Origin of the sequence: Dictyobacter arantiisoli, assembly GCF_008326305.1 — a bacterium.
In the GTDB taxonomy this organism is placed as follows: Bacteria; Chloroflexota; Ktedonobacteria; order Ktedonobacterales; family Ktedonobacteraceae; genus Dictyobacter; species Dictyobacter arantiisoli.
Window position 1 is genome coordinate 72,813 of record NZ_BIXY01000003.1, and the last position, 24,656, is coordinate 97,468.

At 50.1% G+C, this 24,656-nt stretch carries 22 protein-coding genes; 16 read left to right on the forward strand and 6 right to left on the reverse strand.

Annotated elements, in window-relative coordinates:
- Nucleotides 1-103 precede the first annotated feature (103 nt).
- The gene (locus tag F1593_RS01930) at nt 104-1,015 is read right to left on the reverse strand and encodes an SDR family oxidoreductase (RefSeq protein ID WP_149399793.1); all 912 of its coding nucleotides are present in this window, start codon (nt 1,013-1,015) and stop codon (nt 104-106) included.
- A 170-nt stretch (nt 1,016-1,185) separates the two neighbouring features.
- Between F1593_RS01930 and F1593_RS01935 the strand changes: the two genes are divergently transcribed.
- Nucleotides 1,186-2,046: a helix-turn-helix transcriptional regulator gene (locus tag F1593_RS01935; protein ID WP_149399795.1), complete on the forward strand. Its 861-nt coding sequence runs from the start codon at nt 1,186-1,188 to the stop codon at nt 2,044-2,046.
- Between the two features lie 151 nt (nt 2,047-2,197).
- Here F1593_RS01935 and F1593_RS01940 read toward each other — a convergent pair whose 3' ends face one another.
- Nucleotides 2,198-3,688, reverse strand: coding sequence for a catalase (locus tag F1593_RS01940; protein ID WP_149399797.1), 1,491 nt, complete (start codon nt 3,686-3,688; stop codon nt 2,198-2,200).
- A gap of 548 nt (nt 3,689-4,236) precedes the next feature.
- On the opposite strand from F1593_RS01940, the gene modA reads away from it, so the two are divergent.
- The 8 genes from modA to F1593_RS01980 all read left to right on the forward strand — a co-directional run bounded on the left by modA (nt 4,237) and on the right by F1593_RS01980 (nt 12,115).
- Nucleotides 4,237-5,085, forward strand: a complete 849-nt coding sequence (gene modA / locus F1593_RS01945; protein ID WP_172631789.1) for a molybdate ABC transporter substrate-binding protein — start codon at nt 4,237-4,239, stop codon at nt 5,083-5,085.
- A 533-nt stretch (nt 5,086-5,618) separates the two neighbouring features.
- A complete protein-coding gene (locus F1593_RS01950; protein WP_149399802.1) occupies nt 5,619-6,455 on the forward strand; it encodes an ABC transporter permease in 837 nt (278 codons plus the stop codon).
- Between the two features lie 183 nt (nt 6,456-6,638).
- Nucleotides 6,639-6,965 carry a hypothetical protein gene (locus tag F1593_RS01955; protein WP_149399804.1) on the forward strand — a complete coding sequence of 109 codons (327 nt, stop codon included), beginning with the start codon at nt 6,639-6,641 and terminating at the stop codon, nt 6,963-6,965.
- Entirely contained in the window at nt 6,962-7,381 is a 420-nt protein-coding gene (locus F1593_RS01960) for a type II toxin-antitoxin system PemK/MazF family toxin (protein WP_149399806.1), read from the forward strand. The genes F1593_RS01955 and F1593_RS01960 overlap by 4 nt, the downstream gene beginning before the upstream one ends.
- A 190-nt stretch (nt 7,382-7,571) precedes the next feature.
- Nucleotides 7,572-8,459: a pyridoxal 5'-phosphate synthase lyase subunit PdxS gene (gene pdxS, locus F1593_RS01965; RefSeq protein WP_149399808.1), complete on the forward strand. Its 888-nt coding sequence runs from the start codon at nt 7,572-7,574 to the stop codon at nt 8,457-8,459.
- A 23-nt stretch (nt 8,460-8,482) separates the two neighbouring features.
- Entirely contained in the window at nt 8,483-9,091 is a 609-nt protein-coding gene (gene pdxT, locus F1593_RS01970; RefSeq protein WP_149399810.1) for a pyridoxal 5'-phosphate synthase glutaminase subunit PdxT, read from the forward strand.
- A 44-nt stretch (nt 9,092-9,135) separates the two neighbouring features.
- On the forward strand, nt 9,136-10,209 hold the full coding sequence (locus F1593_RS01975) for a GNAT family protein (protein ID WP_149399812.1): 1,074 nt from the start codon (nt 9,136-9,138) through the stop codon (nt 10,207-10,209).
- 10 nt (nt 10,210-10,219) lie between these two features.
- The gene (locus tag F1593_RS01980; protein WP_149399814.1) at nt 10,220-12,115 is read left to right on the forward strand and encodes an AAA ATPase domain-containing protein; all 1,896 of its coding nucleotides are present in this window, start codon (nt 10,220-10,222) and stop codon (nt 12,113-12,115) included.
- A gap of 145 nt (nt 12,116-12,260) precedes the next feature.
- Here the strand turns inward: F1593_RS01980 and ilvA are convergent, their stop codons facing one another.
- The 4 genes from ilvA to accC all read right to left on the reverse strand — a co-directional run bounded on the left by ilvA (nt 12,261) and on the right by accC (nt 17,085).
- The gene (gene ilvA, locus F1593_RS01985) at nt 12,261-13,532 is read right to left on the reverse strand and encodes a threonine ammonia-lyase (protein WP_149399816.1); all 1,272 of its coding nucleotides are present in this window, start codon (nt 13,530-13,532) and stop codon (nt 12,261-12,263) included.
- Nucleotides 13,533-13,918: 386 nt separating this feature from the next.
- Nucleotides 13,919-14,386, reverse strand: a complete 468-nt coding sequence (locus F1593_RS01990) for an acetyl-CoA carboxylase biotin carboxyl carrier protein (RefSeq protein WP_149399818.1) — start codon at nt 14,384-14,386, stop codon at nt 13,919-13,921.
- Nucleotides 14,387-14,392: 6 nt separating this feature from the next.
- Entirely contained in the window at nt 14,393-15,631 is a 1,239-nt protein-coding gene (gene fabF / locus F1593_RS01995; RefSeq protein WP_149399820.1) for a beta-ketoacyl-ACP synthase II, read from the reverse strand.
- Nucleotides 15,632-15,732: 101 nt separating this feature from the next.
- Nucleotides 15,733-17,085 carry an acetyl-CoA carboxylase biotin carboxylase subunit gene (gene accC, locus F1593_RS02000; RefSeq protein WP_149399822.1) on the reverse strand — a complete coding sequence of 451 codons (1,353 nt, stop codon included), beginning with the start codon at nt 17,083-17,085 and terminating at the stop codon, nt 15,733-15,735.
- A 287-nt stretch (nt 17,086-17,372) separates the two neighbouring features.
- Between accC and F1593_RS02005 the strand changes: the two genes are divergently transcribed.
- From F1593_RS02005 to F1593_RS02035, 7 genes are all read left to right on the forward strand, one after another.
- Nucleotides 17,373-17,810 carry an FAS1-like dehydratase domain-containing protein gene (locus F1593_RS02005; protein WP_149399824.1) on the forward strand — a complete coding sequence of 146 codons (438 nt, stop codon included), beginning with the start codon at nt 17,373-17,375 and terminating at the stop codon, nt 17,808-17,810.
- A gap of 81 nt (nt 17,811-17,891) precedes the next feature.
- A complete protein-coding gene (locus F1593_RS02010; protein WP_149399826.1) occupies nt 17,892-18,344 on the forward strand; it encodes a MaoC/PaaZ C-terminal domain-containing protein in 453 nt (150 codons plus the stop codon).
- 262 nt (nt 18,345-18,606) lie between these two features.
- A complete protein-coding gene (locus F1593_RS02015; protein WP_149399828.1) occupies nt 18,607-19,803 on the forward strand; it encodes an ATP-binding protein in 1,197 nt (398 codons plus the stop codon).
- 180 nt (nt 19,804-19,983) lie between these two features.
- Nucleotides 19,984-22,617 carry an FAD-binding oxidoreductase gene (locus F1593_RS02020; RefSeq protein WP_149399830.1) on the forward strand — a complete coding sequence of 878 codons (2,634 nt, stop codon included), beginning with the start codon at nt 19,984-19,986 and terminating at the stop codon, nt 22,615-22,617.
- Between the two features lie 130 nt (nt 22,618-22,747).
- A complete protein-coding gene (locus F1593_RS02025; RefSeq protein WP_149399832.1) occupies nt 22,748-22,981 on the forward strand; it encodes a hypothetical protein in 234 nt (77 codons plus the stop codon).
- 385 nt (nt 22,982-23,366) lie between these two features.
- Nucleotides 23,367-24,005, forward strand: a complete 639-nt coding sequence (locus F1593_RS02030) for an RNA polymerase sigma factor (protein ID WP_149399834.1) — start codon at nt 23,367-23,369, stop codon at nt 24,003-24,005.
- 223 nt (nt 24,006-24,228) lie between these two features.
- Nucleotides 24,229-24,441 (forward strand): hypothetical protein, encoded by a 213-nt coding sequence (locus F1593_RS02035; protein WP_149399836.1) that lies wholly within the window; start codon nt 24,229-24,231, stop codon nt 24,439-24,441.
- Nucleotides 24,442-24,656: the final 215 nt, after the last annotated feature.

The window sequence follows — 24,656 nt, forward strand, 5'->3', positions numbered from 1 at the left end:
GCATCAGACTTCCGCTCCTCTCGGGACCTTGCTGCTCACCTGTACCCTTTTTATGAGTCATCCAGGTGCTAGAAATGTTCCCCAAAAATCCGGGATGACTATATTACCTCTCTGTTGTGTCTTCGTTGGGTATCTTGAAAGCGAGAGGTTCAGTCAACCCCCATGCATCGAGTAGTGCCTGTTGAACCTGTGCTTTTACGGCATTCACGGGTGCTAATCCCAGGTCGATGCCGGGGATCGTTCGGAGGGGACGTGTCCCTTGTGGTTGTGCAATGAGATCGGCAACCACATCGGCAACGATCTGTGGATTTTGTGCATCTGGACTATTGTTCGCTGCTTCGTTGGCATGCAATACCTGAGCAACAATGTCGTTGAGGGCTCCATACTCGATCAATCGCTCCTGATCGCGAGGAGCTTGCTGACTTGTCAGTATCTCTGTCGCAAATAGTGCAGGCTCTACGATGACTGATTCAATTCCAAAAGGGGCAAGTTCATAATGATAGCCTTCAGCCAGTGCTTCAAGAGCCATTTTGCTGGCAGCGTACAGTGTTGAGAAGGGAAAAACTAAGCCACCGAGTATGGAACTCATATGGATCAGTAAGCCATTGCGCTGGCGGCGCATGTATGGAAGGACCTCGCGATCCAGGTGAACGGGTCCGAAGAAATTGATCTCCATGTGCGTTCGAACCTGATCGAGCGTATATCCCTCGGTGATTCCAGAATAGGCGACTCCTGCATTGTTCACGACTACATCAATGCGCCCCGCTTGATCAATCACTGTCTGAACTGCCTGGTTGACTGAGGTTTCGTCGGTCACGTCAAGATCGAGAACGGAAAGAGCGAGATGTTCGCGTTGCGCGAAGTCGCGTAATGCATTTGCATGCGAGGCGTTGCGTCCATTGACATCACGCATAGAAGCAAATACTATATGATCTTGCCGTGCCAGTGTTTCAACAATTCTGCGACCAAACCCACTACTGCTTCCTGTTACAAGGATGACCTGCTGAGAACTCATGCTGTAGACTCCTTTTGTTTGAATAGAAAGATCTATCGTCACATCAACGCTTTGCGTGTAAGCGCAAAGGCACATTTATCATGTGTGCTAGAATTATGCAATGTGAGTGATGTTAGAACCAGGAGCCAAATTATTCTGGTATAAAAACTAACAGGATAAGGAAGTAGACGATGAAAGAGCAAGAGCGACGATCAGAATTAGCCCAGTTTTTGCGGACCCGCCGTGAGCGCATTTCCCCCAGTCAAGTTGGATTGCCCATGGGAACGCGCCGCAGAACACCAGGACTGCGCCGAGAAGAACTGGCGCTGGTTGCGGGAGTGGGGACGACGTGGTATACCTGGCTAGAACAAGGACGAGATATTATTGTCTCGACTCCAATAGTGGAAAGCCTGGCTCGCGCCTTACAGTTAGATGCAGATGAGCGAGCACATCTCTTCGTTCTGGCGCGAGAGCAACTTCCTGCCACCCCATTTCCCGCGGAGGATATGGTTGATCCTGCTCTCCAACTCATTCTTGAGACGATGGGAGTCTATCCTGCCTATGTTGTCTGTCCTAGTTGGCATATCATCGCCTGGAATCAGGCGGCCTGTCAGGTGTATGCTGATTTCAGCACGATGTCTCCCCGAGAACGCAATTTCCTCTGGTTCCTCTTTACAGATCAACGGTTACGTACACGGCTCGTCAATTGGGAGGGAGAAGCGCAACACGCACTGGCCCTCTTTCGTGCCAGCACCCAGCGCTATATTGGAGAAGCATGGTTGACAAAAATAATCACGGATCTCGAACAGGTGAGTCCAGAGTTTCGCGAGTGGTGGCCGCGTTATGATGTGCAAGGGGTGCATACGGGACAGCAACATCTCGATCATCCTCTCGTTGGATTGTTACGCATGCAGGCAACGACCTTCCAGCTTGCAGATCATCCCGGTTTACGCATGATGGTGTACACTCCTGTTTCCGGAACAGATACCATAGCTAAATTGACCGCTCTTTCAGAATCTGGCTCAAGACTTCAATCTCTTAAAGCCGTGTAATATGAGCCATTCCAGATTTTTGGAGAACCTGTAAAACACCTCAAGTAGGTAAATTGAGGATTATGTCCGGTAAAGTTCTTGGAAATAGAGTAGTCTAAATTTTATATGATGCATAGTATGCTTTTCAAGCATACTATGCATCATATAAAAACTATTTGACTTCTTCAACCTGTAGAGAGATGGCTAAGCCAAGGCCCTGGGCGATGCGGGTACCCAGATCGGGATCGACCTGATACCACAATTTGATGGCACGTTCTTGAATGAATTTCTCAACGCCCTGACTCATATGGTTCACGATGTTGTTTACCAGATGATCACGGTCTTCCGGCGAGAGAACGTGGCGGTATAGCGTGCCAGCCTGCCCAAAATCATCATCCTCAGCGTGCAAGGTATAGGCGCTGCGTACTAACGCGCCGTCAGTTTCCCAACCGGGCTCGATAATGTTGGGATTGGCCTGTGGTCCGCTATAGCTATTGGGCGCATACACTGGCTGGTTGCCGTTATGGCGATAGCGCATGGAACCATCTTTGTTATAGCTATGCACTTCACTCTTCGGCTGGTTGACCGGGACCTGCAGATAGTTGGTGCCAATGCGATAGCGATGCGCATCTGGATAGCTGAACAGGCGCCCGAGCAGCATCTTATCAGGACTGGGACCGATGCCGGGAACCATGTTGGATGGCTCGAACGAAGCCTGTTCAATCTCGGCAAAGAAGTTCTCTGGATTGCGATCCAGTACCAGACGACCGACCGTGATGGCTGGATAATCGCTATGCGGCCAGACTTTGGTCAGATCAAATGGATTAAAGCGATAGTTGGCGGCATCGGCGAAGGGCATGATCTGCATGTCCAGACGCCAGGCCGGGAAGTCTCCTTTGTCAATGGCCTCACGAAGATCGCGGCGATGGAAATCGGGATCTTCAGCCGTCATGGCTTTGGCCTCGGCATCCGTAAAGTTCTCGATACCCTGCTCGGTCTTAAAGTGATACTTGACCCAGAATTTCTCGCTCTGCGCATTGATCCACATAAAGGTATGGCTTCCAAAGCCGTCCATATGGCGATAGGTACGTGGGGTGCCACGATCAGTCATCAAGAATGTCACCTGATGGATCGTCTCCGGGGACAAAGACCAGAAATCCCATTGCGCATTGCTGCTGCGCATATCGTCTCCAGGCATGCGCTTCTGCGAATGGATGAAGTCCGAGAATTTCGATGGATCTCGTACGAAGAAAATAGGGGTGTTATTACCAACCAGATCGTAGTTGCCTTCTTCGGTATAAAATTTGATGGCAAAGCCGCGTGGATCACGGACGGTATCCGCAGAACCCTGCTCACCAGCTACTGTTGAGAAGCGCAAGAGAACCGGCGTACGCTTGCCAACAGTATTAAGAAAGGCAGCGCTGGTATATTTGGTTACATCGGCGGTAACTTCAAAATAGCCGAAAGCGCCACTACCCTTGGCATGTACCACTCGCTCAGGCACACGCTCGCGGTTAAACTGCGCCATCTTTTGAATCACATAATGATCTTGCAGTAACAAAGGGCCGTTGGGGCCAACCGAGAGTGAATGCTCATCACTGGTGGCTGGAATGCCCGCATCTGTCGTTGTTACTGGTGGTTTTTTTTCGAATTGGTCGCTCATAAAATCTCCAATCCTGCTACAGTGGCTTCAGCAGATTGGCCTTGCAGCCATACATTGGAAGCCATTGTTTGCTACAACATATCTCAGATCTGTATGAAAATTGTCTCGGGTTGCCTGGAGCAGTTCCCCATCAGACAAGATGGCAGGTAAATATTGATCACCTGCCATTCGCTGAGTGAGGCGCTGACACAAAGTTTTCCAGGGCTTTGGATCATGTAAAGTTTGGGATAGCTACTCTGTGCTGATTTGTTTTGGTTCACCCTGTTCCATTCTATCAGATAGTTTAGTTGGGATGCAAGAATATATTCCTGGGGACAATGAACAGGAATACCGCATAGCAAACAAAGCTATTCTCTTCATTATAGAAGAGCAAAGATGTATTGGTAATGAAAATGCTATAGTAGCCGTACGACATAAACTAAAATGGCTCTTCCAACTCTAAATATACTTTGGCGTATGGAGGTATTCACTTTCTCAAGAAAGGTATGTTATACTCAACGAGTGAGTACTTATATGTTGAGATAGAGTTTGTCTTGAGGAGGTTCTGCGTGAAGTTTGCCGGTCGCCTGTTTCCACTCGTGCTGATCATCTTATTACTGTTACTGGCAGCTTGCGGTGAAAGTAGTCCCACCGCCACATCATCAACTACGACAACGCCATCAACATCATCTTCTTCAGCCGTATCTCTGAACGTGTTTGCGGCGTCCTCGTTAACCGAGTCATTTAATGCCATTAAAACCGCCTATCATACTTCCCATCCTGATGTATCGATAACGTATAATTTTAATGGTTCGCAGGCTTTGGAGCAGCAAATTGCTAATGGTGCTGAGGCCGATGTATTTGCATCTGCCGACCAGATAAACATGCAAAAAGCGATTGATGCTGGCGTGGTCACGCAGAGTCAAAATTTTGCGCGCAACAAGCTGGTTGTTATCATTCCCAATAGTAATCCCGGTCATATCACTTCTTTAAAGGATCTGGCGAAAGCTGGAACGAAAATCGTCCTGGGTGCTCCTGCGGTTCCAGTGGGCAAATATAGCTTGCAGGTACTGGATAAGCTGGGTAAATCTTCTGCCTATGGAGTGGCGTATGAGAAGAGTGTCAGGGCAAATATCGTCTCACAAGAGGAAAATGTCAAAGCAGTCGTTCAGAAGGTACAATTAGGAGAGGCCGATGCAGGCATTGTCTATCTTACTGATGTGACGAGTGCAGCATCCACAAAGGTTGAAACATTGACGATTCCCGATCAGGATAATGTCATTGCCCAGTATCCTGTCGCTGTGACGAAGAACAGTGCCCATGCGCAGACTGCTCATGCATTCATTACTTATCTCCTCTCGGCGGATGGGCAGGCGATCCTGACCAAATATCATTTTATTGCTATAAATAGCATTTGAGAGCGTGCCAAAATCCCATCGTTTCCATGATCTTCGCGCATGAATTTTCGCACCAATGGTGCTCAAACATATTTTTAGTATGTATTGTAGAAAAAGTTCTACGAACTTTTTCTACAATACATACTAAAAAGGGCGCAGGCGCGCAAGCGCCTGCCAGCAGGTGAGCAGTAAGATCCCGTGCTCTCCACGATCTCTGTGCATGAGTTTTCGCACCTGCGGTGCTCAAACAGATTTTTAGTGGTGTGATGTAGAAAAGGTTCGAAGAACCTTTTCTACATCACACCACTAAAAAGGGCGCAGGAGTGCATGGGAATCAAACACTTTGTCACAAAGTGTTTGATTCCCATGGTCTTCGCCATCCTGGCGCATGAGTTTTCGCACCAATGGTGCTCAAACAGATTTTTAGTATGTGATGTAGAAAAGGTTCGAAGAACCTTTTCTACATCACATACTAAAAAGGGCGCAGGCGCGCATGCGCCTGCCAGCAGGTATCCCGATGGTGATGGGAATCAAACACTTTGTGAGTGGAATGTATGCAGAATACACAACAAATACAGAAGAGCGGCATGCCAGGTATGCTGCTCACAGAAAAAATCATCTGGCTGGGAGTAGCATTGCTCGCCAGCTTTTTTTTCCTCTTCCTGGGTATCCCTCTCGTCTCTTTATTTTTTCGCGAACAGCCCTCCGTGATCTGGAATGAGTTATTGCAGCCAGATATCTTTCAGTCCTTGCAGTTAAGCGTGGTCACAACAACCATCAGCACGCTCCTGACGATCCTTTTTGGTTTACCCGTGGCGTATCTGCTGGTACGCACCCGCTTTCGGGGTCAAGCTGTATTGGAAACGCTGGTCACGCTGCCCACGGTTCTGCCGCCAGTGGTTGCGGGGGTGGCATTGCTGTTGAGCTTTGGACGGATGGGGTTGATAGGTCACTATCTGGATCTGGTGGGGATTACCATTCCTTTTACGACTGTGGCTGTGGTGATGGCGCAGATTTTTATCGCAGCTCCGTTTTTTATCAATAGTACCAAAGCCGGACTTGAGCAGTTGGATCGGCGCTATGAACTGGCGGCTTATACCTTGCGGGCCTCGCCGTTCTATACTTTCTGGCATGTCGTTCTGCCATTGATCCGGCCAGCTTTGCTTTCGGGTATCGGTTTGAGCTGGGCCCGTGCATTGGGCGAATTTGGTGCCACGATTACTTTTGCAGGCAATTTTCCCGGTACCACTCAGACGATGCCCATTGCCGTCTATATTGCCTCCGAATCGGATCTGGATAAATCAATCGCGCTGGCAGTCGTCTTGCTGGCTGTTTCCTTCGGTCTATTGCTTACCCTGCGTTTAAGCCAGCGCTATTATCTCAATAGGTAGTATGTCCTGGATTCAGCTTGATTTTGGTGCTTTATATGCTTAATTTGGGAAAATACATAGGCGTTTCGCCTAGTATTTTTTCTCAGCTTTCTAAGAATCTGGGGATAAATTGATTGACAATTACCAAGCACCCCAGTACAATAAGAAGAGATGGCGTCGTGTTTATCACCAGGAGGCACCTTCATGGCTGTTGTACATACAGACCTTTATCGTCATGAGCACCTCGTTCGAAAATCGATTCAGATCCCTTCTACTCAGCACAGCGAGCTCAATGCACTGGCTGCAGAACTCGACTCCTCTTTAGGAGACGTACTGGAAGCGATTGTGGATTTGATGCGACAAGATGATTACCAGCAGGTCAAATCGGTAATTATTGAAAAGCGCGAACGTGAAATTTTCTCTCTCAACCACTCCCTCGACGAGGCTTACGCATATCTAGGAACAATCCCCGAAACTCTTGAAGAAGCTCAATTTTGTTTTTGTGCTGGTCGTGAAGGTATGTATGCATGAGTAATGAGGCGAGGCAATCGTTGCCCAGCCTGAAACAGCAGCAGGATGCGAATGGCAGTGTGCCAGCTCCACTCCGTGGCGAAATTTGGGATGTCAATTGGTCACCTGGCCGGGGCGCTGAACAACAGGGTACTCGACCGGCGTTAGTGATACAGAATGATCGAGGGAACGCTTCGGGATCATATCCTTTGACTATTGTTGCCTCTATGAGCCGTACCGAGCGCGAAATCGCGCTGCATGTGCGCATTACACCCAGTCCCCAGAATGGGTTAACTGATTTCACTGATGTGAAGTGCGAGCAGATTATGACCGTTGAGAAGTCGCGTTTACTGCGGCGGCGCGGTTCCATCACCGAAGAAGATCTGGCTCGTGTCGATCAAGCTCTGCGCTTAAGTCTCCAACTCTTGCGAGATTAAGACAGAGTTTTCTTTTTGTCCCTTCCCTTCCTTTCAAGCATCACAAAAAGCAGCCAATTGAGATGGCTGGTCTCCTTTTAAGTCATTGGCTGTAGCAGTTAGCCGATGACCTGTGCTAGAATTTGGGCAGGATAGACTACTTCTATTTTTATACAATACAGCATATAAGCACGCCAGGAGTGATATACACATGGAAAAGCAGATAGGAACAGACCAGGTTAAACGTAGTTTTCCAGAAATGTTAAAGGGCGGTGTCATCTGTGATGTCATCAATGCCGAGCAGGCAAGAATCGCAGAAGAGGCCGGTGCCTCTGCCGTCATGGCACTCGAGCGCGTGCCAGCAGACATTCGTGCCCAGGGTGGCGTCTCTCGCATGAGCGATCCTGAATTGATCATCCAAATCAAGCAGGCGGTGACCATTCCTGTGATGGCGAAGTGCCGCATTGGTCACTTTGTTGAAGCCGAAATCTTGCAAGCCATTGGCGTCGATTGTATCGATGAGTCAGAGGTGCTGACGCCAGCCGACGAGCGCTTCCACGTCAACAAGCGCCAATTTTCAATCCCCTTTGTCTGTGGTGCACGTGATCTGGGCGAGGCATTACGCCGTATCGGTGAAGGTGCCGCCATGTTGCGTACCAAAGGTGAGGCCGGTACTGGTAACATCATCGAGGCCGTCCGCCATATGCGCACCGTCATGGATGGTATCCGTCGCCTGCAAAGCCTGCCGGAAGAAGAGTTGATGTCCGAGGCCAAAGAGCTTGGTGCTCCTTATGATCTGGTATTGCAGATTGCACGTACCGGGAAGCTGCCTGTCGTCAATTTCTCTGCTGGTGGTGTTGCAACCCCTGCTGATGCTGCTTTGATGATGCGTTTAGGCGCGGAAGGTATCTTCGTGGGCTCCGGCATTTTCAAATCTGGTGATCCTCTGGCGCGTGCCAAAGCAATTGTCAAAGCGACCACCCATTATCAGGACCCCGAGATTCTGGCTGAAGTCTCGCGCAATCTCGGTGAGCCAATGGTTGGTATCAATCTGGACACCCTGCCTGAGCAAGAGTTAATGGCCCGTCGTGGCTGGTAGGGTCTGGTGGTAAAAAGAGACACATGGAAAAATACAACCCAACACCGCGTATCGGCGTATTAGCATTACAGGGCGATTTTGATGCTCATATCAAGATGTTGCGAGAGCTTGGCGCGGAGGCCGTAGCTATCCGCCTTCCCCGACATCTTGAAGAAATAGATGGTATAATAATACCGGGTGGAGAGAGTACAACGATTGGAAAGCTAATGGTTGTCTACGAACTCCATGAGGTATTGCAAAGAAAGATTCGCGCCGGCCTCCCCACCTGGGGGACATGCGCAGGTCTGATCTTACTGGCCAGGGAGACGGACAATTCCATGGCCGGCCAGCCCTTGCTGGCAAGCATGGATATTCGCGTCCGCCGTAATGCGTTTGGTAGTCAGCGAGAAAGTTTTGAAACTGATCTGTCAGTGCCCGTATTAGGCGAAGCGCCATTCCACACCTTTTTCATTCGTGGACCGCAGGTTGAAAGCGTGGGTCCAGAGGTAGAGGTGCTGGCAACGCTCGACGATGGAACCATCGTTGCTGTCCGTGAAGGAAGCTTACTTGGTACTGCATTTCATCCTGAAGTCTCAGGAGACACACGTTTTCACCAATACTTTCTCCGCATAGTACAGAGCATGCAGCGGTAGAAGCGGTCTAAAATTACGCCTTCTATCCAATGCGGGAGTTGTGGATGATAAGACCGGTGTTATATGTAGATTTACCGGGAATCATCTACGCCATTGACCACCGTGCTCGAGGCAATCAGCACGATCTCGCACATTTTGTGTGTTGGCTCGAGACGGTGGAGAGTGCGCAACCTGCGCCTTCATTCTTGAGGCATCTCCTACCTATTCCTCCCACGATCCGCACCTGGATCTGCGAGGACCACTGGCGCTTACTAGGTTTTGCCCAGGTACGCGAACGCCCCTCCCATGTCGCCTGGGATCTTTCATTCCTGGCCGCGATGGGGAACCGTGAGGGTACTAATCTGGCGGGTGACGATATTATCACCGCCCTCCTGGAATACGCGTTAGAAATGGCCTCAACTCATGGCATTCTGCGTATATTCGCGAAAATTGAAGATGACGCGCCAGAAATGGAATTATTCCAACGTTCAGGTTTTCAGCGCTATGCGCGTGAGCTGACATATGTCTATGACCCCCAAAGCCAGACATCCAGGTCAACATATGAATCAGCCGAGCCTGACTTGCCTTCGCTTCGTCGCTGGCATCGCCATCACGCATGGGGATTATACCAGCTCTACCGTGCAACCACACCTCAACGTGTGTTGACGGCTGAACTCTATGAGAACAGTGAAGAATTTGCCAGACTCCATGCTGGCTCACTACAGCCTGTTGTTTCCCCTTTTACCCGGGGCAACGAGAATTATGTATGTGATGTCGGTGTGCGTATTGGTGCCTGGATGCGGCTTTATCGAGGTCACGGCTCGACGCCGCACCGCATTTCATTGTTTGTGCATCCAGAACATAGTGACCTTGCCGAACCGCTGATTCAATTCGGCATCCGACGTCTTCTGGAAGTCGACGTACGTCGCATTTATTGCCTGGTGCGAGAGTACGACTCTTTTGTTAACACCGCTCTTTGTAATAGTGGATTTGAGCAGGTCCTGACAAAGGTTCTGCTAGTGCGACACGTGGCGTTACTCGCCACGAGGCAGAGCACAGTCCCCCTGCTGGAACAACGAGCGGTCTATGGCTTGAAGGGTCTGGGGACGGTCAATTCACGCCAAAAAACTATGAGGTGACAAACTGCCTATGCAACATGTGATCACTGACGATCTGGAGGCTCTGCTGGCTACATTACCGCCAGACATCCACGACGCGGTCAATCGTCTCGAAAACCGAAGCGAACTGCTGGAGATCGTACTGGACCTTGGGCGTCTTGCCGAGGGCCGTTTCCCAGAAGGGGAAGTGATCCTTAGTACAACACCGGTGACCTATGCCGATCTGGAGTATGTAGTTGAACGTATCGGGGAATTCGGCGACGATAACCGGGCTGGTATTGAGCGGACACTCCATCGTATTAGCGCGATGCGTAATCGTAAAGGACGAGTTGTCGGCTTAACCTGCCGTATCGGTCGAGCGGTGCTTGGCAGTATTGCCCTGATCCGTGATATAGTCGAACAGGGCCAATCCATTTTGATTCTTGGTCGTCCAGGTGTGGGTAAGACTACCCTGCTGCGTGAAATCGCCCGTGTGCTTGCCGACGAGGCGAATAAGCGTGTGGTCGTAGTCGATACATCCAACGAAATTGCTGGCGATGGGGATATTCCTCACCCCGGCATTGGTCGCGCCCGCCGTATGCAAGTAGCACGTACGGCTGAGCAACACGCTGTGATGATTGAGGCTGTGGAAAATCATATGCCACAGATTATCGTCATTGACGAGATTGGTACCGAGTTGGAAGCGGCTGCGGCACGTACAATTGCTGAGCGTGGTGTCCAATTAGTCGCAACGGCTCATGGTAATTCGCTGGGAAACTTGCTGGTGAACCCGACTCTTTCAGATCTGGTAGGAGGTATCCAAACCGTTACCCTGGGTGATGAAGAGGCGCGCCGTCGTCATACACAGAAAAGTATTCAGGAGCGTAAATCTCTTCCAACTTTTGCCGTGGTGGTGGAACAGCAGAGTTGGGATGAAGCGGTCGTCCATCGTGATGTCGCTGATACGGTCGATAATATGCTGCGGGGTCAGGCGATCATTGCAGAAGAGCGTACACGCGATGAAGAGACCGGCGAAGTGACTGTCCGCCGTATCACGACGGGTGGTATGGATGTACCCGGTTGGGGCAGTGGTCTGGGGGGACCCGCTCGCCAGCAGACACAGGGTTTCACTACCAGTATGTTTGAGCGCTCGGATCGTAATCACACGCATCTTAGCTCACTGCGTAGCAATGGTCTTCCAGGAGTGCCCACGGTTGATCCACGTGGTGGCGGTGAGCGCGTTCGCAATCGCAATCAGACAACCGCACATATCGCTCCGCAGGTGCAGGCCCTGGCTCCAACTGGAACCTCTCCACGGGATGGCGAGGCGCGTGCTGCTGTATTGACGCAGTCCCGACCGGTGACTGATATCACTGAGGGCATCTTCCAGGCCAATGAGCCAGCCAGCGATTTTAGCCCGCCGAAGACGCTGAAGGTGTATCCGTTTGGTGTCAATCGCGATCGCCTCTCAGAGTCCGCACGTCAACTAGGGGTGCCCGTTCTGATTACTAACAACGAACGTGAGGCCGATGCTGTTATCACGCTGAAGAATTACTATCGTCGTCAGCCTGAGCGCTTGCAGCAAGCTGAGCAAGAGCGCAAGTTGATTATTATTCTGAAGAACAACACTATCGCGCAGATGCAACATGCCTTCGCGCGCATCTTTGACATTCCTGAAAATGCCATTGATGAAGCCAGTGCCATTTCGGATCGGGTCACTGGCGATAGTGAGACTGAATTTGATGATCCAGGCAAGCAAGCCATGCTTGAGACGGAAGATGCTATTCATCAGGTGCTCAATAAAGGTTTGACCACAGCCGAATTAGCGCCTGCCAATGCTTACATCCGACGTTTGCAGCACCAGATGGCTACGCGTTATAATCTCATTTCGCGTAGTCGTGGTAAAGAGCCTTATCGCCGCGTCAAAATCTTCCGCGCCCGCGATTAATTGTCCACATACGTCTACAAAATATAACCAGGGGATGCATCACTTCGATGCATCCCCTTTTTTAATCTCTTCTATGATCTTCATACATGAAATTTTGAGCTCAAGGTGTCTGCTTGTTTGTGGTCAAAAAAGCGCAGGCCAACACTTAGTCGAAGGTCTGTGCTTCTTCAACCATATAGCCTTCGGAGCGCAGACGTTGCAGAAGTTGTTGACACTGAGTGCGGTCGCTGGTTTCGAGCGTGATTGTCTCTTCACGTTGCATGATTGGGAGCCGATTTGAGATACGCTGATGGCGTACATCAATCACATTGATCCTCATCTCGGTGATAATCTCAAGTATGCGCATAAGTTCGCCGGGACGATCCGTCAGGCGTGTGTGAATGACAAAGTAACGGCCAGCGGAAGCCAGTCCATGCTCGATAAAGCGTCCGACCAGATTAATATCGATATTTCCGCCGGTCAGAGGGACCAATACCTTCTTGCCTTTGAGGTTGACTTTGCCGCTCAATAGCGATGCCAGGCCAATCGCGCCCGCTCCTTCAACCATCATTTTGCAGCGTTCCATCAATAGGAGGACCGCGTTTATTGTTGCTTCATCATCCACTAGCACGACCTCATCAACCAGTTTTTGGATAATTGAGAAGGTTAAATCGCCTGGACGTTTTACCGCGATGCCATCGGCAATTGTGGTGATAGCTGGCAAGGAGATGGGTGAACCAGCTTCCAGGGAGGCAAGACAACTGCCGGAACCCGAAGCCTGCACACCGATAATAATGATATCCGGCTTCAGGGCACGGGCAGCAATCGCGATACCGGACATCAGGCCGCCGCCGCCGATGGGCACAATAAGCGCATCCGCATCGGGCAAATCATTGAGCATCTCCAGTCCCAGCGTGCCCTGACCGGCGATAACTTTTGGATCATTGAAGGCATGGATAAAGGTCGCGCCTGTCTTTTGTTGCAATTCCAGGCAGTGTTGATAGGCATCGTCATAGGTCGCACCGTGAAGAACGACATTCGCGCCATAGCCTGCGGTAGCGGTCGTTTTAGCCAGTGGAGCGCTTTCTGGCATCACAATCGTGCAGGGAGTATGGTATTGGGCCGCTGCAATTGCCACGCCTTGCGCATGGTTGCCTGCCGATGCGGCGACCACTCCTGCCCTGTGTTGTTCCGGGGTCAGCGTCGAAAGTTTATAGCTTGCGCCTCGTATTTTGAATGCACCCGAGCGCTGCATATGTTCACATTTTAAATAGACATCCGCGCCTGTCATCTCACTCATTGTCCGAGAATGGGACAACGGGGTATGGTGAATAATCGGTTTGAGGTATTTATAGGCGTGCCAGATATCGGCGATTGTGACAGGATTTTCCCCCTCAGGGGTAGTGTCGACAGTTACATCATTCTCTACAAGACGCATAGTGTACGATTCCTTCCCGTCCTACCTGGGACGCCCGGGCCCTCATGGCTATATTTGCAGGCCGCACTGCCTCAATGATATGGAATGGATTATAGCGCATGTGCAACCCCCCTGACAACCATCTCCCGAAAGACTACAAGAGCTTCAGAGGAAGCAAGGGGTGCAGGGGAAGGCAGCCCACCAGCCGGGGTGTTTCCCCGTTTCCCATTTCCCACCCTCAACGCTCAAGGAAGCAAGGGGTGCAGGGGACTGCCGTCCCCCTGCTGGGGTGTGGGGTGTTCCCCACCTCTCTCTTCTCTCCCTGCTGCCGAAGGCGGCAATAAAAGAGGACCCCCAACCTTTGAGATTGAGAGATCCTCTCTTGAGTTTTGCTCTGGTGCATGAGACTAGACAGGCTCCACGCGCAACAGCACATCCCCTTTTTGGACCACATTTCCATTGGTAGGAACAATTGCGACAACACGTCCTGAAACCTCTGAATCGATCTCATTAAAGACCTTCATGGCTTCGAGCAACGCCACAACCTGTCCTACATGGATGACGTCACCAATATTGACGAAGGATGGTGTGGTGGGCGACGGGGAAGAATAATAGACGCCTGTTAACGGTGCGATAACAGGTATCGATGTATCCACTTTAGGGGTACGTCCCGGTCCTGCTCCTGGTGCCGGAGCGGGCTGTCCAGCCAGCATAACCGGAGTAGGAACGCTGGTCAACACCATTTCCGGATTGCGGCGAATGGTGATTTCGGTCGTACCTTCTATTAGAGCCAGTTCGCCTACACTGCTTCCCTCGAGCGCCGCTGCTAGTGCTTCAACGCGCTCCAACCACGATGATTGTTTTTCTGTATCCATGTCCTCTTACTCTTCGTATCGTTTGAAGATCAGGCTAGTGTTATGACCACCAAAGCCCATGGAGTTTGACATAACCACGTTGACGGTGGCATGGCGCGCTTCATGGGGTACATAATCGAGATCGCATTCAGGATCGGGATGATGCAGATTGATGGTAGGAGGAATGATGCCATTCAGAATTGTCTGAATGGAGATCACTGCTTCGACTGCGCCTGCCGCACCCAATGTATGGCCTGTCATTGATTTGGTGGAACTGACGGCAATACGATACGCATGTTCGCCAAACACTGTTTTGATGGCCTGGGTCTCATTGCTATCGTTGAATGGTGTGCTGGTGCCGTGAGCGTTGATATAATCAACATCCTCAGGGCGCAAGCCTGCTTTCTTGAGTGCGCGACGCATCGCACGGACAAGTCCCTCACCGCCGGGGGCGGGTGCTGTCACATGATTGGCATCTCCAGTGCTGGCATAGCCAACAATCTCGGCGAGAATGTGCGCGCCACGAGCCTTCGCGAAATCGAGATCCTCCAGGATCAGCATGGCTGCACCTTCGCCCATCACGAAGCCATCGCGTAAGGCATCAAAGGGGCGACTGGCCTCCTGATAATTCTCATTGTGGCGGGATAGGGCATGCATATTGTCGAAGGCAGCCATCGCAATCGGAGTGATTGCTTTCTCGGCACCACCGGCAATCATGGCCTGAGCATCGCCGCGACGAATGGTCTCCCAGGCTTCACCAAGCGTGTTGCCACTCGTTGCACAAGCAGAAACAGCGGCCCAGTTCGGCCCCTTGGCTCCCGTCAAAATGGAGACAATGCCGGGGGCACCATCAATAATCATCATATTAATGAAGAAAGGGCTGATGCGATCTGGTCCCTTTTCATGGAGTACTTTAAACTGATCGTGTAAAGTCTCCAGGCCGCCGATACCGCTACCGATATAGACACCAATCTCATCCGCATTCTCAGCAGTAATCTGTAATTGCGACTGAGCGAGTGCCTGTTTCGTGGTTGCGATCGCTAATTGTTCATAGGCATCGTTGCGCCGAATTTCTTTTCGATCCATATACAGGGTAGGATCGAAATCTTTAACCTGTCCGCCAAAATGGACGCGGTGTTTACTGGTATCATACGCAGTAATCTCACCAATGCCCGATTTTCCCTGGATTAAAGCATCCCAGGTAGAGGCCAGATCGTTGCCCAACGAGGTAACCAGTCCCAATCCGGTTACAACTACGCGAGACATAAAGTCACCTCCCATTTGTCTAGAAAGGCATCGTCACAGGATGCCAGTTAAGAACGTTCCATAGCATAGTGCATTTGAGCTTGGCACGCACGCATCTGCACTTACTTAATACCTAAGGCTGCCGATTCTTCTTGAATGAAGCGTGTATAGGTATCGCCGCTGATAAACCCTTCGTGTTTCAGCAGTCGTTGGTGGAACGGTATCGTTGTTGTGATGCCCTCAATAACATATTCTTCTAGAGCGCGTTGCATGCGAGCGATAGCCTCATCCCGGGTTTCAGCCCAGACGACCAGTTTTGCGAGCAACGAGTCGTAATGTGGAGGGATCTCATAGCCAGCGTAGAGATGGCTATCAACGCGTACACCTGGTCCACCTGGTGGCAAATACTTCTCGATAACGCCGGTTTGTGGTCGGAAGTCTTTATCGGCATCTTCCGCCGTGATGCGGCACTCAATCGCATGACCACGCAATTTGATATCTTCTTGACGCAACTGCAAATGTTCGCCATAAGCGATTCGCAATTGTTCCTTCACGAGATCCAGGCTTGTGACCAACTCCGTAACGGGATGCTCGACCTGTAAGCGTGTATTCATTTCCATGAAATAGTAGCGATTTTTTTCATCGACCAGAAACTCAAGTGTGCCGGCATTGCGATAGCCGACCTTTTGCACTGCCCGAACTGCTCGTTCACCCATCTCATTGCACAACTCGCGTGGCAAGATAGGGGTAGGAGACTCCTCGAGCACCTTCTGGTTACGGCGTTGACAAGAGCAGTTGCGTTCACCTAAATGGACACCATGACCGTAATTATCTACGAGCACCTGAATCTCGACGTGACGGGCCTTTGCGACATAGCGTTCCAGGTAGATGCCATCATCGTTAAAGGCTTCACGGACCTCATTCTGAGCAACAGTAAATGTCCGTTCGAATTCTTCGGGTGCATTAATCAAGCGAATACCGCGTCCGCCGCCGCCAGCAACAGCTTTAAGCATCAGGGGAAAGCCGATCTCTGCTGCTGCTGCTTTAGCCTCTTCTAAGGTACGCAAAACGGGGGTGCCTGGAAGAGTAGGCAACCCTGCTTCGATCATAGCCTGGCGAGCGGAAACTTTATCGCCCATAACTGACATTACCTCGGCTGAAGGGCCGATAAAAGTAATGTTTACATCCTGACAGATTTGAGCAAAGCTCGTATTCTCTGATAGGAAACCATAGCCTGGATGAATTGCTTCAGCATTTGAAATAATAGCTGCGCTAATGATATTAGGGATATTTAAATAGCTTTTTCCACTGGCTCCTGGGCCGATACAAATCCGCTCATCTGCCATTTGTACAGGGAGTGAATCACGATCAGCTTCGGAGTGGGCAATAACACTACGTATTCCCATTTCGCGACAAGCGCGAATGACGCGTAAGGCAATTTCACCACGATTTGCAATTAAAATCTTACGAAACATAATACATATTGGCAAAGCAACCGACTAAGGATGCTTTAGCTTGCTCCTCTCACTATAAGCCCTCGTGAGGGGGTGTTTGTAAAGCAAATTATATCATGCCCGTCCGCTTGAGGCTAGAGTGAGGGTAAATATCGCTATCTTGAGAAAAGAAGCATCTTTCCGATTACGCTTTTCTGATTTCCTCTGGATAGTGTTTTTTTTACTTGACAACCGGCATTGAACGGTTAATACTGAGTGCGCGAGTTGCCTCTATGGTAGCGCATGTGATGTACAAAGGAGTTCTGGCTATGTTTGATAAAAGTAAGATTGGACAAAGTTTCCCGCCCTTTACTGTGAGGGTGGAGCGTTGTAAGGTCTACGAATTAGCCCTGGCAATCGGGGATACAAATCCTATTTATCATGATCTGGCAGCCGCGCAGGCCGCTGGCTATGCGGATGTGCCCTTGCCTCCCACTTTTCCGACCGTGCTCAATTTTTGGGGTAATACCCTGATGTGGCAACAATTGGCTGAAACTGGCATTCAGATTGCTCAGGTGCTGCATGGGGAAGAGGCGTATGAGTATCTCGCGCCCATTGTCGCTAATGATGTGTTGACGGGTGTGATGTCGATTGTGGATGGGAAGAGTCGTCCCTCTATGGATATCGTGACCGTCGAAACTCGTTATACCAATCAACGCAACGAATCTGTCTTGAACGTGAAAACGATGTTTATCGTGCGGGAATAGCTGCGACTGGTTGTATCTCTAGAAGATCAAGATGTGCGCATCTCTGGTCTGATCTATTGACTTCAATTGAAGGAGAAAAACATGACAACGCATGCCAATATTCCAACCAGCCGCTATTTCGAGGATGTGCAGGTTGGAGATGTGATTCCACAGTTAGTGAAATCGCCAATCACGCATCAACAATTGGTGCGCTATTCGGGAGCCTCAGGCGATTTTAATCCCTTGCATACTGACCCCAGGGTCGGTGAGGCCGTTGGGACGGGTGGTATCATCGCCCATGGAATGCTGATTATGGGTTTCGTCGGCCAGATGCTGAGCGATTATACTGGCCCATTGCCATTACAGAAATTTGGGGTGCGCTTCAAAGGTATGACCCATCTTGAGGATGTCATCACATGCACAGGTACAATCACCGATAAATATGAAGCTGATGGAAAAGGCTATATTAAAGGTAAGGTACAGGCGAAAGATCAAACTGGCGATGTAAAAGTTGCTGGTACTTTTGTTGCTGCCCTGCCTTATCGAAACGCTTGAGCCTGTATTCAGATTCCCTGTCTATTATCAACTCACCATGTACCATCATACATTATTCCAGAGGCTCAACACGCGAGCCTCTTCTCTTTCTAACTTCCCTCTAGCCTAAAAAGATTGATTTATGTTCATTTTATCTTCCTTATGGTAAAATAATAAAGTGAATACTTATCTTTGTAAGTGACAGTACTTTCATAGATATCATAGATATCTTTCAATATGAGAGGCTTTTGGTTGGCTCTACCGCAACGAAGTGGAGGAGAGCGTGCGCTATCCAAATGCTATATTTTATTACACTTTAAATATATCTTTCCTGGCGCAATTGTGCTGGACAGTGGTCGCAGCACTCATTTCGCTCGTCCTCGTCGTGTACACTCCCTGGCTCGGACATAATCCTATCATCTTTGTGATACCGGCTATCCTGGCAACCTGGATCTTTGAAGGCACTGGCTTGTTTATCTGTCTGTTTGTATTGTTGTGCCTGTCCGGTCTGAATTATATTATGCAGATGGGCTTTGTCTGGCCCCCAGCTTCTCATCTTCTGGTGTGGAGTATCGATACATTCATATGCATACTCATTGGATTAATTGTGAATGCGCTGCGCGCTATATTACTGGTCACTTTACAGGCAAAAGAAATTGCGGAAAGCAAGTACGAGGAACAGTGCCGCGTGGCTGAGGTGAAAGATGAGTTTCTCCAGAAAGTCAACCATGAGTTGCGCACACCCTTGACGGCGCTGTATGGATATCTTGAGTTGTTGCTAGAACACGGTGAGCAGTTAGATACGGAGATTCGTACAACCTTCTTACAGCATGCCATGCAGGGTTGTGATGAGTTGCAGTTACTGGTCAATAACGTCCTGGACACAATGAGCAACGAAAAAGATCGCCCTTCGCCCTATACAGAACAACTGCCCGTCCGAGATATCCTCTTTGAGGTATTGGAGCGCTTTGATCCCAAGAGCGTGCAGGAGCATTCCATTTATGTGGATGTTCCTGATTATATTGTGGTGCAGGGAAATGCTCAGTATCTCCGCCAGATTTTACGGAACCTGCTGGCAAATGCCTTCAAGTATGCCCCTGCACATACGCCGATCACAGTCAGTGCGGCTTTGAATGGCATGGTGGTTCATCCTCTCCATGCAGCTCCTGAAATCTGTATCAGTGTGCGGGATGTGGGCCCTGGTATACCCGAGGATGAAATGCCTTTGCTGTTTAAACAGTTTGTGCGTTTACGGCGCGAGACCAGTGGGCGCGTAGGCGGTTCGGGTCTGGGACTTTTTTTGAGCAAGCAATTTGTCGAGGCAATGGGTGGTCATATCTGGGTTGAGAGCGCGGGAATTGAAGGTCAGGGAAGTTGTTTCTCGTTCACATTGCCGTGTGTGATACGGCCGAAAGTCCAGGCCAAAACCTCTCCCGATGATTTTACCCAGTTTAACTCATCCGTATCACTGCCATCGTAGCTGGTTTCCTTATACCCTCCATGCTATACTTTTATAGCAACTCTCTAAGAGGATATCAAATTTCCAGTCCCATTGAGGCCCTGGTGCTCGCCTGTAGGCAGACGCAGGTGTGAAAACTCATGTGTTCTTCATGAACGATTTTTTGCACCGATGATGCTCAAAAACGGAAAGGTTGGCGTGATGTTAAAAGAAAGCACTCTGCATATCTTGAAAAGATTTCTGCCGCCTGGACGCGTGTTGACAGATAGGGCGACGCTGATCTCTTATGAGGCTGATGGTGGCCTGGATAAGGGGCTGCCTGAAGCTGTGGTCTTTCCTCGTTCCAGGGAAGAGGTTATTGCGGTGATGCGTTGGGCTGCGGTCTATGGCGTGCCTTTGATTGCGCGAGGTGCTGGTACCGGTCTGTCAGGTGGCGCGGTCGCGGAACAGGGCGGCATGATTGTTGAGTTTGTGCATATGAATCGTCTCCAGGAGATCGATGCCGTTGGGCGGAGCGCGGTGGTTGAGCCAGCGTTGATTAATCTACGTCTGGACGAACGGGCACAGACATTGGATCTCTACTTTCCGCCCGATCCTTCAAGTCAGCGGGCCTCGACGATGGGTGGGAATGTGGCAGAGAATTCGGGTGGTCCCCATTGCTTTAAATATGGAGTGACGACGAATTATGTCATAGGCATGCAGGTGGTATTGTCGGATGGGGAGTGCATTCAGGTTGGTGGACGCGCGTTTGATTATCCCGAGTATGATTTTTGTGGATTGATTACTGGTAGCGAGGGTATGCTGGCCTTGTTGACGTCGATTTCGCTGCGCTTGCTGCGTCGTCCACCTGCCGTAAAGACCTTGCTGGCGATCTTTGATTCAGTGGAACAGGCCGGGGTAGCTGTTTCGGCTGTGATTGCCGCCGGACTTATGCCAGCCACCATGGAGATGATGGATCAGCAGATTGTGCGCATTATTGAGCCGTTCGCACATGCTAACCTGCCGCTGGATGCTGGCGCGGTACTGATTATCGAGTTTGATGGCTATCCAGAGAGCCTGGATGGACAGTTGCGCGAAGTATTGGATATTCTGGAATCCCATGGCGGGAAAGATATGCGTGTGGCCCGAACTGAAGAAGAGCGGGCAAAGATCTGGCTGGCCCGTAAAAGCGCAGCGGGCGCGATTGCCCGTGAGGTTCCGGCTCAATATACGGTTGATATCACGGTTCCTCGGAGCCGACTGGCTGAGATGCTGATGGAGGCTAATCGTGTAGGGGAGGAGTTACAGCTACGTATGGGCCATGTTTTCCACGCCGGGGATGGCAATTTGCATCCTATGCTCCTGGTTCCCGAACCGGGTGATCCTGTTTTGATGGCGCGTATCCATGCGGGCGGCCGCGAGATGGCACGCTGCTGCGTGGCGATGGGTGGGAGTATCACAGGAGAGCATGGTGTGGGGATTGAGAAACGCGACTTTATGCCCTTGATGCATAACGCTGCCGAGATGCTGGCTATGTGGGATATCAAGCAGGTCTTTGATCCTCGCTGCCTCTTGAATCCTGGCAAGATTTTTCCCCTGCCCGCGCCAGATGAGCCTGGTCCTTATGCCGGTTATATTCCTTTGGAACAGCAAGTGCCCGCTGTGGCTGAGATAACGAATCAAGGCTATACCCCGGCTACCGCTGAAGAGGCGGCGCGACAATTACAGGCACTGACCAGGGCGCGTCAACCAGTTACAATCACCAGTGCTCCATTAGCTGCTGAACAGATCGGCCCCAGGCGCTATCTCAGTACCTCGGCACTCCAGGGCATCTCTACCTATGCTCCCGAGGATCTCTCTATGACCGTCGGCGCGGGCACACCGCTTACAGAGATACATACATTTCTGCGTGCACATGGCAAGCATGTACCGCTGGTCGCGCCATGGCCGGATATGACGATTGGAGATCTGGTGGCGTCCAATGTAAACGCTCCTTTGCGTATGCGCTATGGTGCGGTACGGGATATTGTGCTCTGTGCCACCGTCGCCCTGGCAGATGGACGCGTCATTCGGACTGGCCGCCCGATTGTCAAAAATGTGGCAGGCTTTGATCTGACCAAGGTGTTTGTGGGATCGTATGGGACGCTGGGCCTCTTGACCGATATCTCCCTTAAAGTATTATCCTTACCGCGCTGCAAACGCACCTTGCTCTTTCCTGTCGAGGATCTCAGCAGTGGACTGCGCTGGGGACAGGAGATGCTCCATCTGGCCTTAACGGCATCCGCTGTGGTATTGATCAGTGACGTCACAACCTATGAGCTAACGCATACTCCTTACACACTGGCCTATACCGCCGAGGGTGTGCTGGAGGATGTAGAGGCCGAACTGGCACAGGTGCAGACATCCTTATTGCATCTGGGGGCACCGCAGCCTGTTCTTACGGAGACGCTGACGGGTAGTGATCTCTGGTCGCAACTGATCGGTGCACCGCATGCGGCTGCTACATGTGTCGTACGCATTGGAATTCCTGCTAGAGATCTGGTACTGTACAGTGAGCAGCAAGCCGCGCTCCTGCAAGAGGGAACATATATCGTGGATATCGCCAATGGTTTTATCTACGTGGTGCGTCAGTACACAACCCTTGCCGAGCTGCAAAACTGGTTGGATGCCTTGCGTCAACCAGCCCTCGCTCTGGGTGGATATGTATTGGTGATGGCACAACCAGCGGCAATGCGCGGACAGATCGACTGCCGGGGCTATCAGCCAGGTAGCCAGGCAGTGATGCAACGTTTGAAAGCTCAATGGGACCCGGCTGGCATACTCAATTCAGAGGCGTTCATCCTCACCAGACGCTAAGGGCTACCTCAATGGCTGTTGTTCAGTATCCTTTTTCCAATCTCTTGCGTGCCCTATCATAAGAAGGAATTTTTGCTTCTCCCTTATAATCCTGCCAGGACATACAACGTAAAATGAAGGAGAATCTGCTATGCCAGAGGATAAAAAACAACCAGAGAAGCCTCTGAAGTCAGATGAGGCAACCCTGACCGGTGCTCAGGGGAACACAGGGCAATATGGACAAGGACAGTATGATAGCGAGGGCAATCCCGATCCTCATGGTCCGCAAGCCAAACAATTAGCTGCAGATGAGCCAGCACAAAATCCTAAAAAAGCATCATCAGCCAAACAGACAGCCCGACAATCCGAAGTTCCCCAGGATTAGCAATTCTTTTATGGTTGCTTGCAAGTTATCCACACTCTTGAACATTTGTCCACATAGTTATCCACAATTGGCTTTTTATGTGGATAACTATGGCTGATCTGGTTGTATCACTAAGCGGTCTCTGTTTCGTATTCTAAGAAAGATCCCTATTCCTCTCAGTAAACCTCCTCAGATAGCCTCCAACCTTAGAATAAGATAAGTGTAGCTTAGGATTAGATTAAAAATAGAATATTAGAGATTTTTAATCTAATCCTAAGCTTGTGCTAAGCACTTAAATTTACGCTTAGAGAGCCTTATGGTAGAGCTTTTAAGCTCAAAAAACGCTTGCAATTTCCCTCAAATATCCCTATGCTATAGGAGTCAAAAGAAAGTGAGGTTGTTAATTATGCAAGTTAAAGAACGTACACGAGTCCAGAAAACACAGACACATGAGATTACTGATGGAATGTTGGTTACACGTACACTCGCAGGTGATCAGGGTTCATTTGAACTATTAGTGAACCGTTACAATACACCCCTCTTCAATTTTATCTGTCATTTGTTGGGTGATTATGATCTGGCCTGTGATGTATCGCAGCAGGTGTTCTTGCAATTATATATTTCGATGCCAACTTTACGTACCGGTGAGCCATTGAAAGCCTGGCTGTTCCAGGTCGCTCGTAACCGTTGTTTGGATGAGTTGCGTCGCAAACGTTCCATTCACTTCTCTGAGTTGGAGGCCAGTCGGGATGATGACGATCTGTCTCCTCTAGATATTATGCCGGATGCACAGCCACTGCCAGATGAGATGGCGGAGCGCAGTGATCTTCAGCAGGCATTACGCGAGGCTATCGATGCCTTACCCCCGAAATTCCGTTCGGTGGTATTGTTGCGCTATTCCAGTCAATTGAGCTTCTCTGAAATTGGGAAAGCTTTAAACATGCCTGAGGCGACCGCCAAGACCTATTTCCAGCGCGCACGTCCACTGCTGCGTACAGCGATGGCCAGCCATTGGAAACCCGAATTGAATGAGGCGGCTTCTTAGTATTCTGTTAGATTGGCTTTGTGAAGCGGGATTGGATTGTCCGCAGGTGGCATGCAAATGAAGAGAAACAGCATACCAGCTTAACAGGTAGCTTGAGATGGTTCTGTAGAAGTTTAGAATTAGCGGCCTCTTTCCTGAGAAAACTTGGAAAACTGAAACTTCTTTCTAAGGTTATTCGTGTTAAAGACAGATAACGAATATGAATAACTTTAAGGGAGTTCTTATGAAGAACATATCGCTGGACCTGTTGGCTGTTGATGTAACCGATGATGCTGCTCTTGATGCAATGCTAGAAAAATTAGAGCAAATGGAGCCGCCAGTAGATATGGTTAGCCGCGTGTTGAATGCGGTCTCACAACTTCCTTTGACCTATGGCGCGCCCGTCGCGCTTGTGCCGTCCTGGCACGAGCTTGAGGTTGTTGCGCTAGCGGAATAGGCATATACCAGGATAACAAAGAACTACATAATAAAAACAACCACACCAGATTAAACACGAACTCTTTAGGCAAGGCAATGTGACCTTGCCTTTTCTTTGTCTGTAGTAAGAATACCAATACAATTGGATAGCATGTTGATAACTTCATTCTTTCTCTCAGTTTCATTCATCTATGGGACGCCGTACCTTCTTAACATAGATGCGCTCGGATTGCC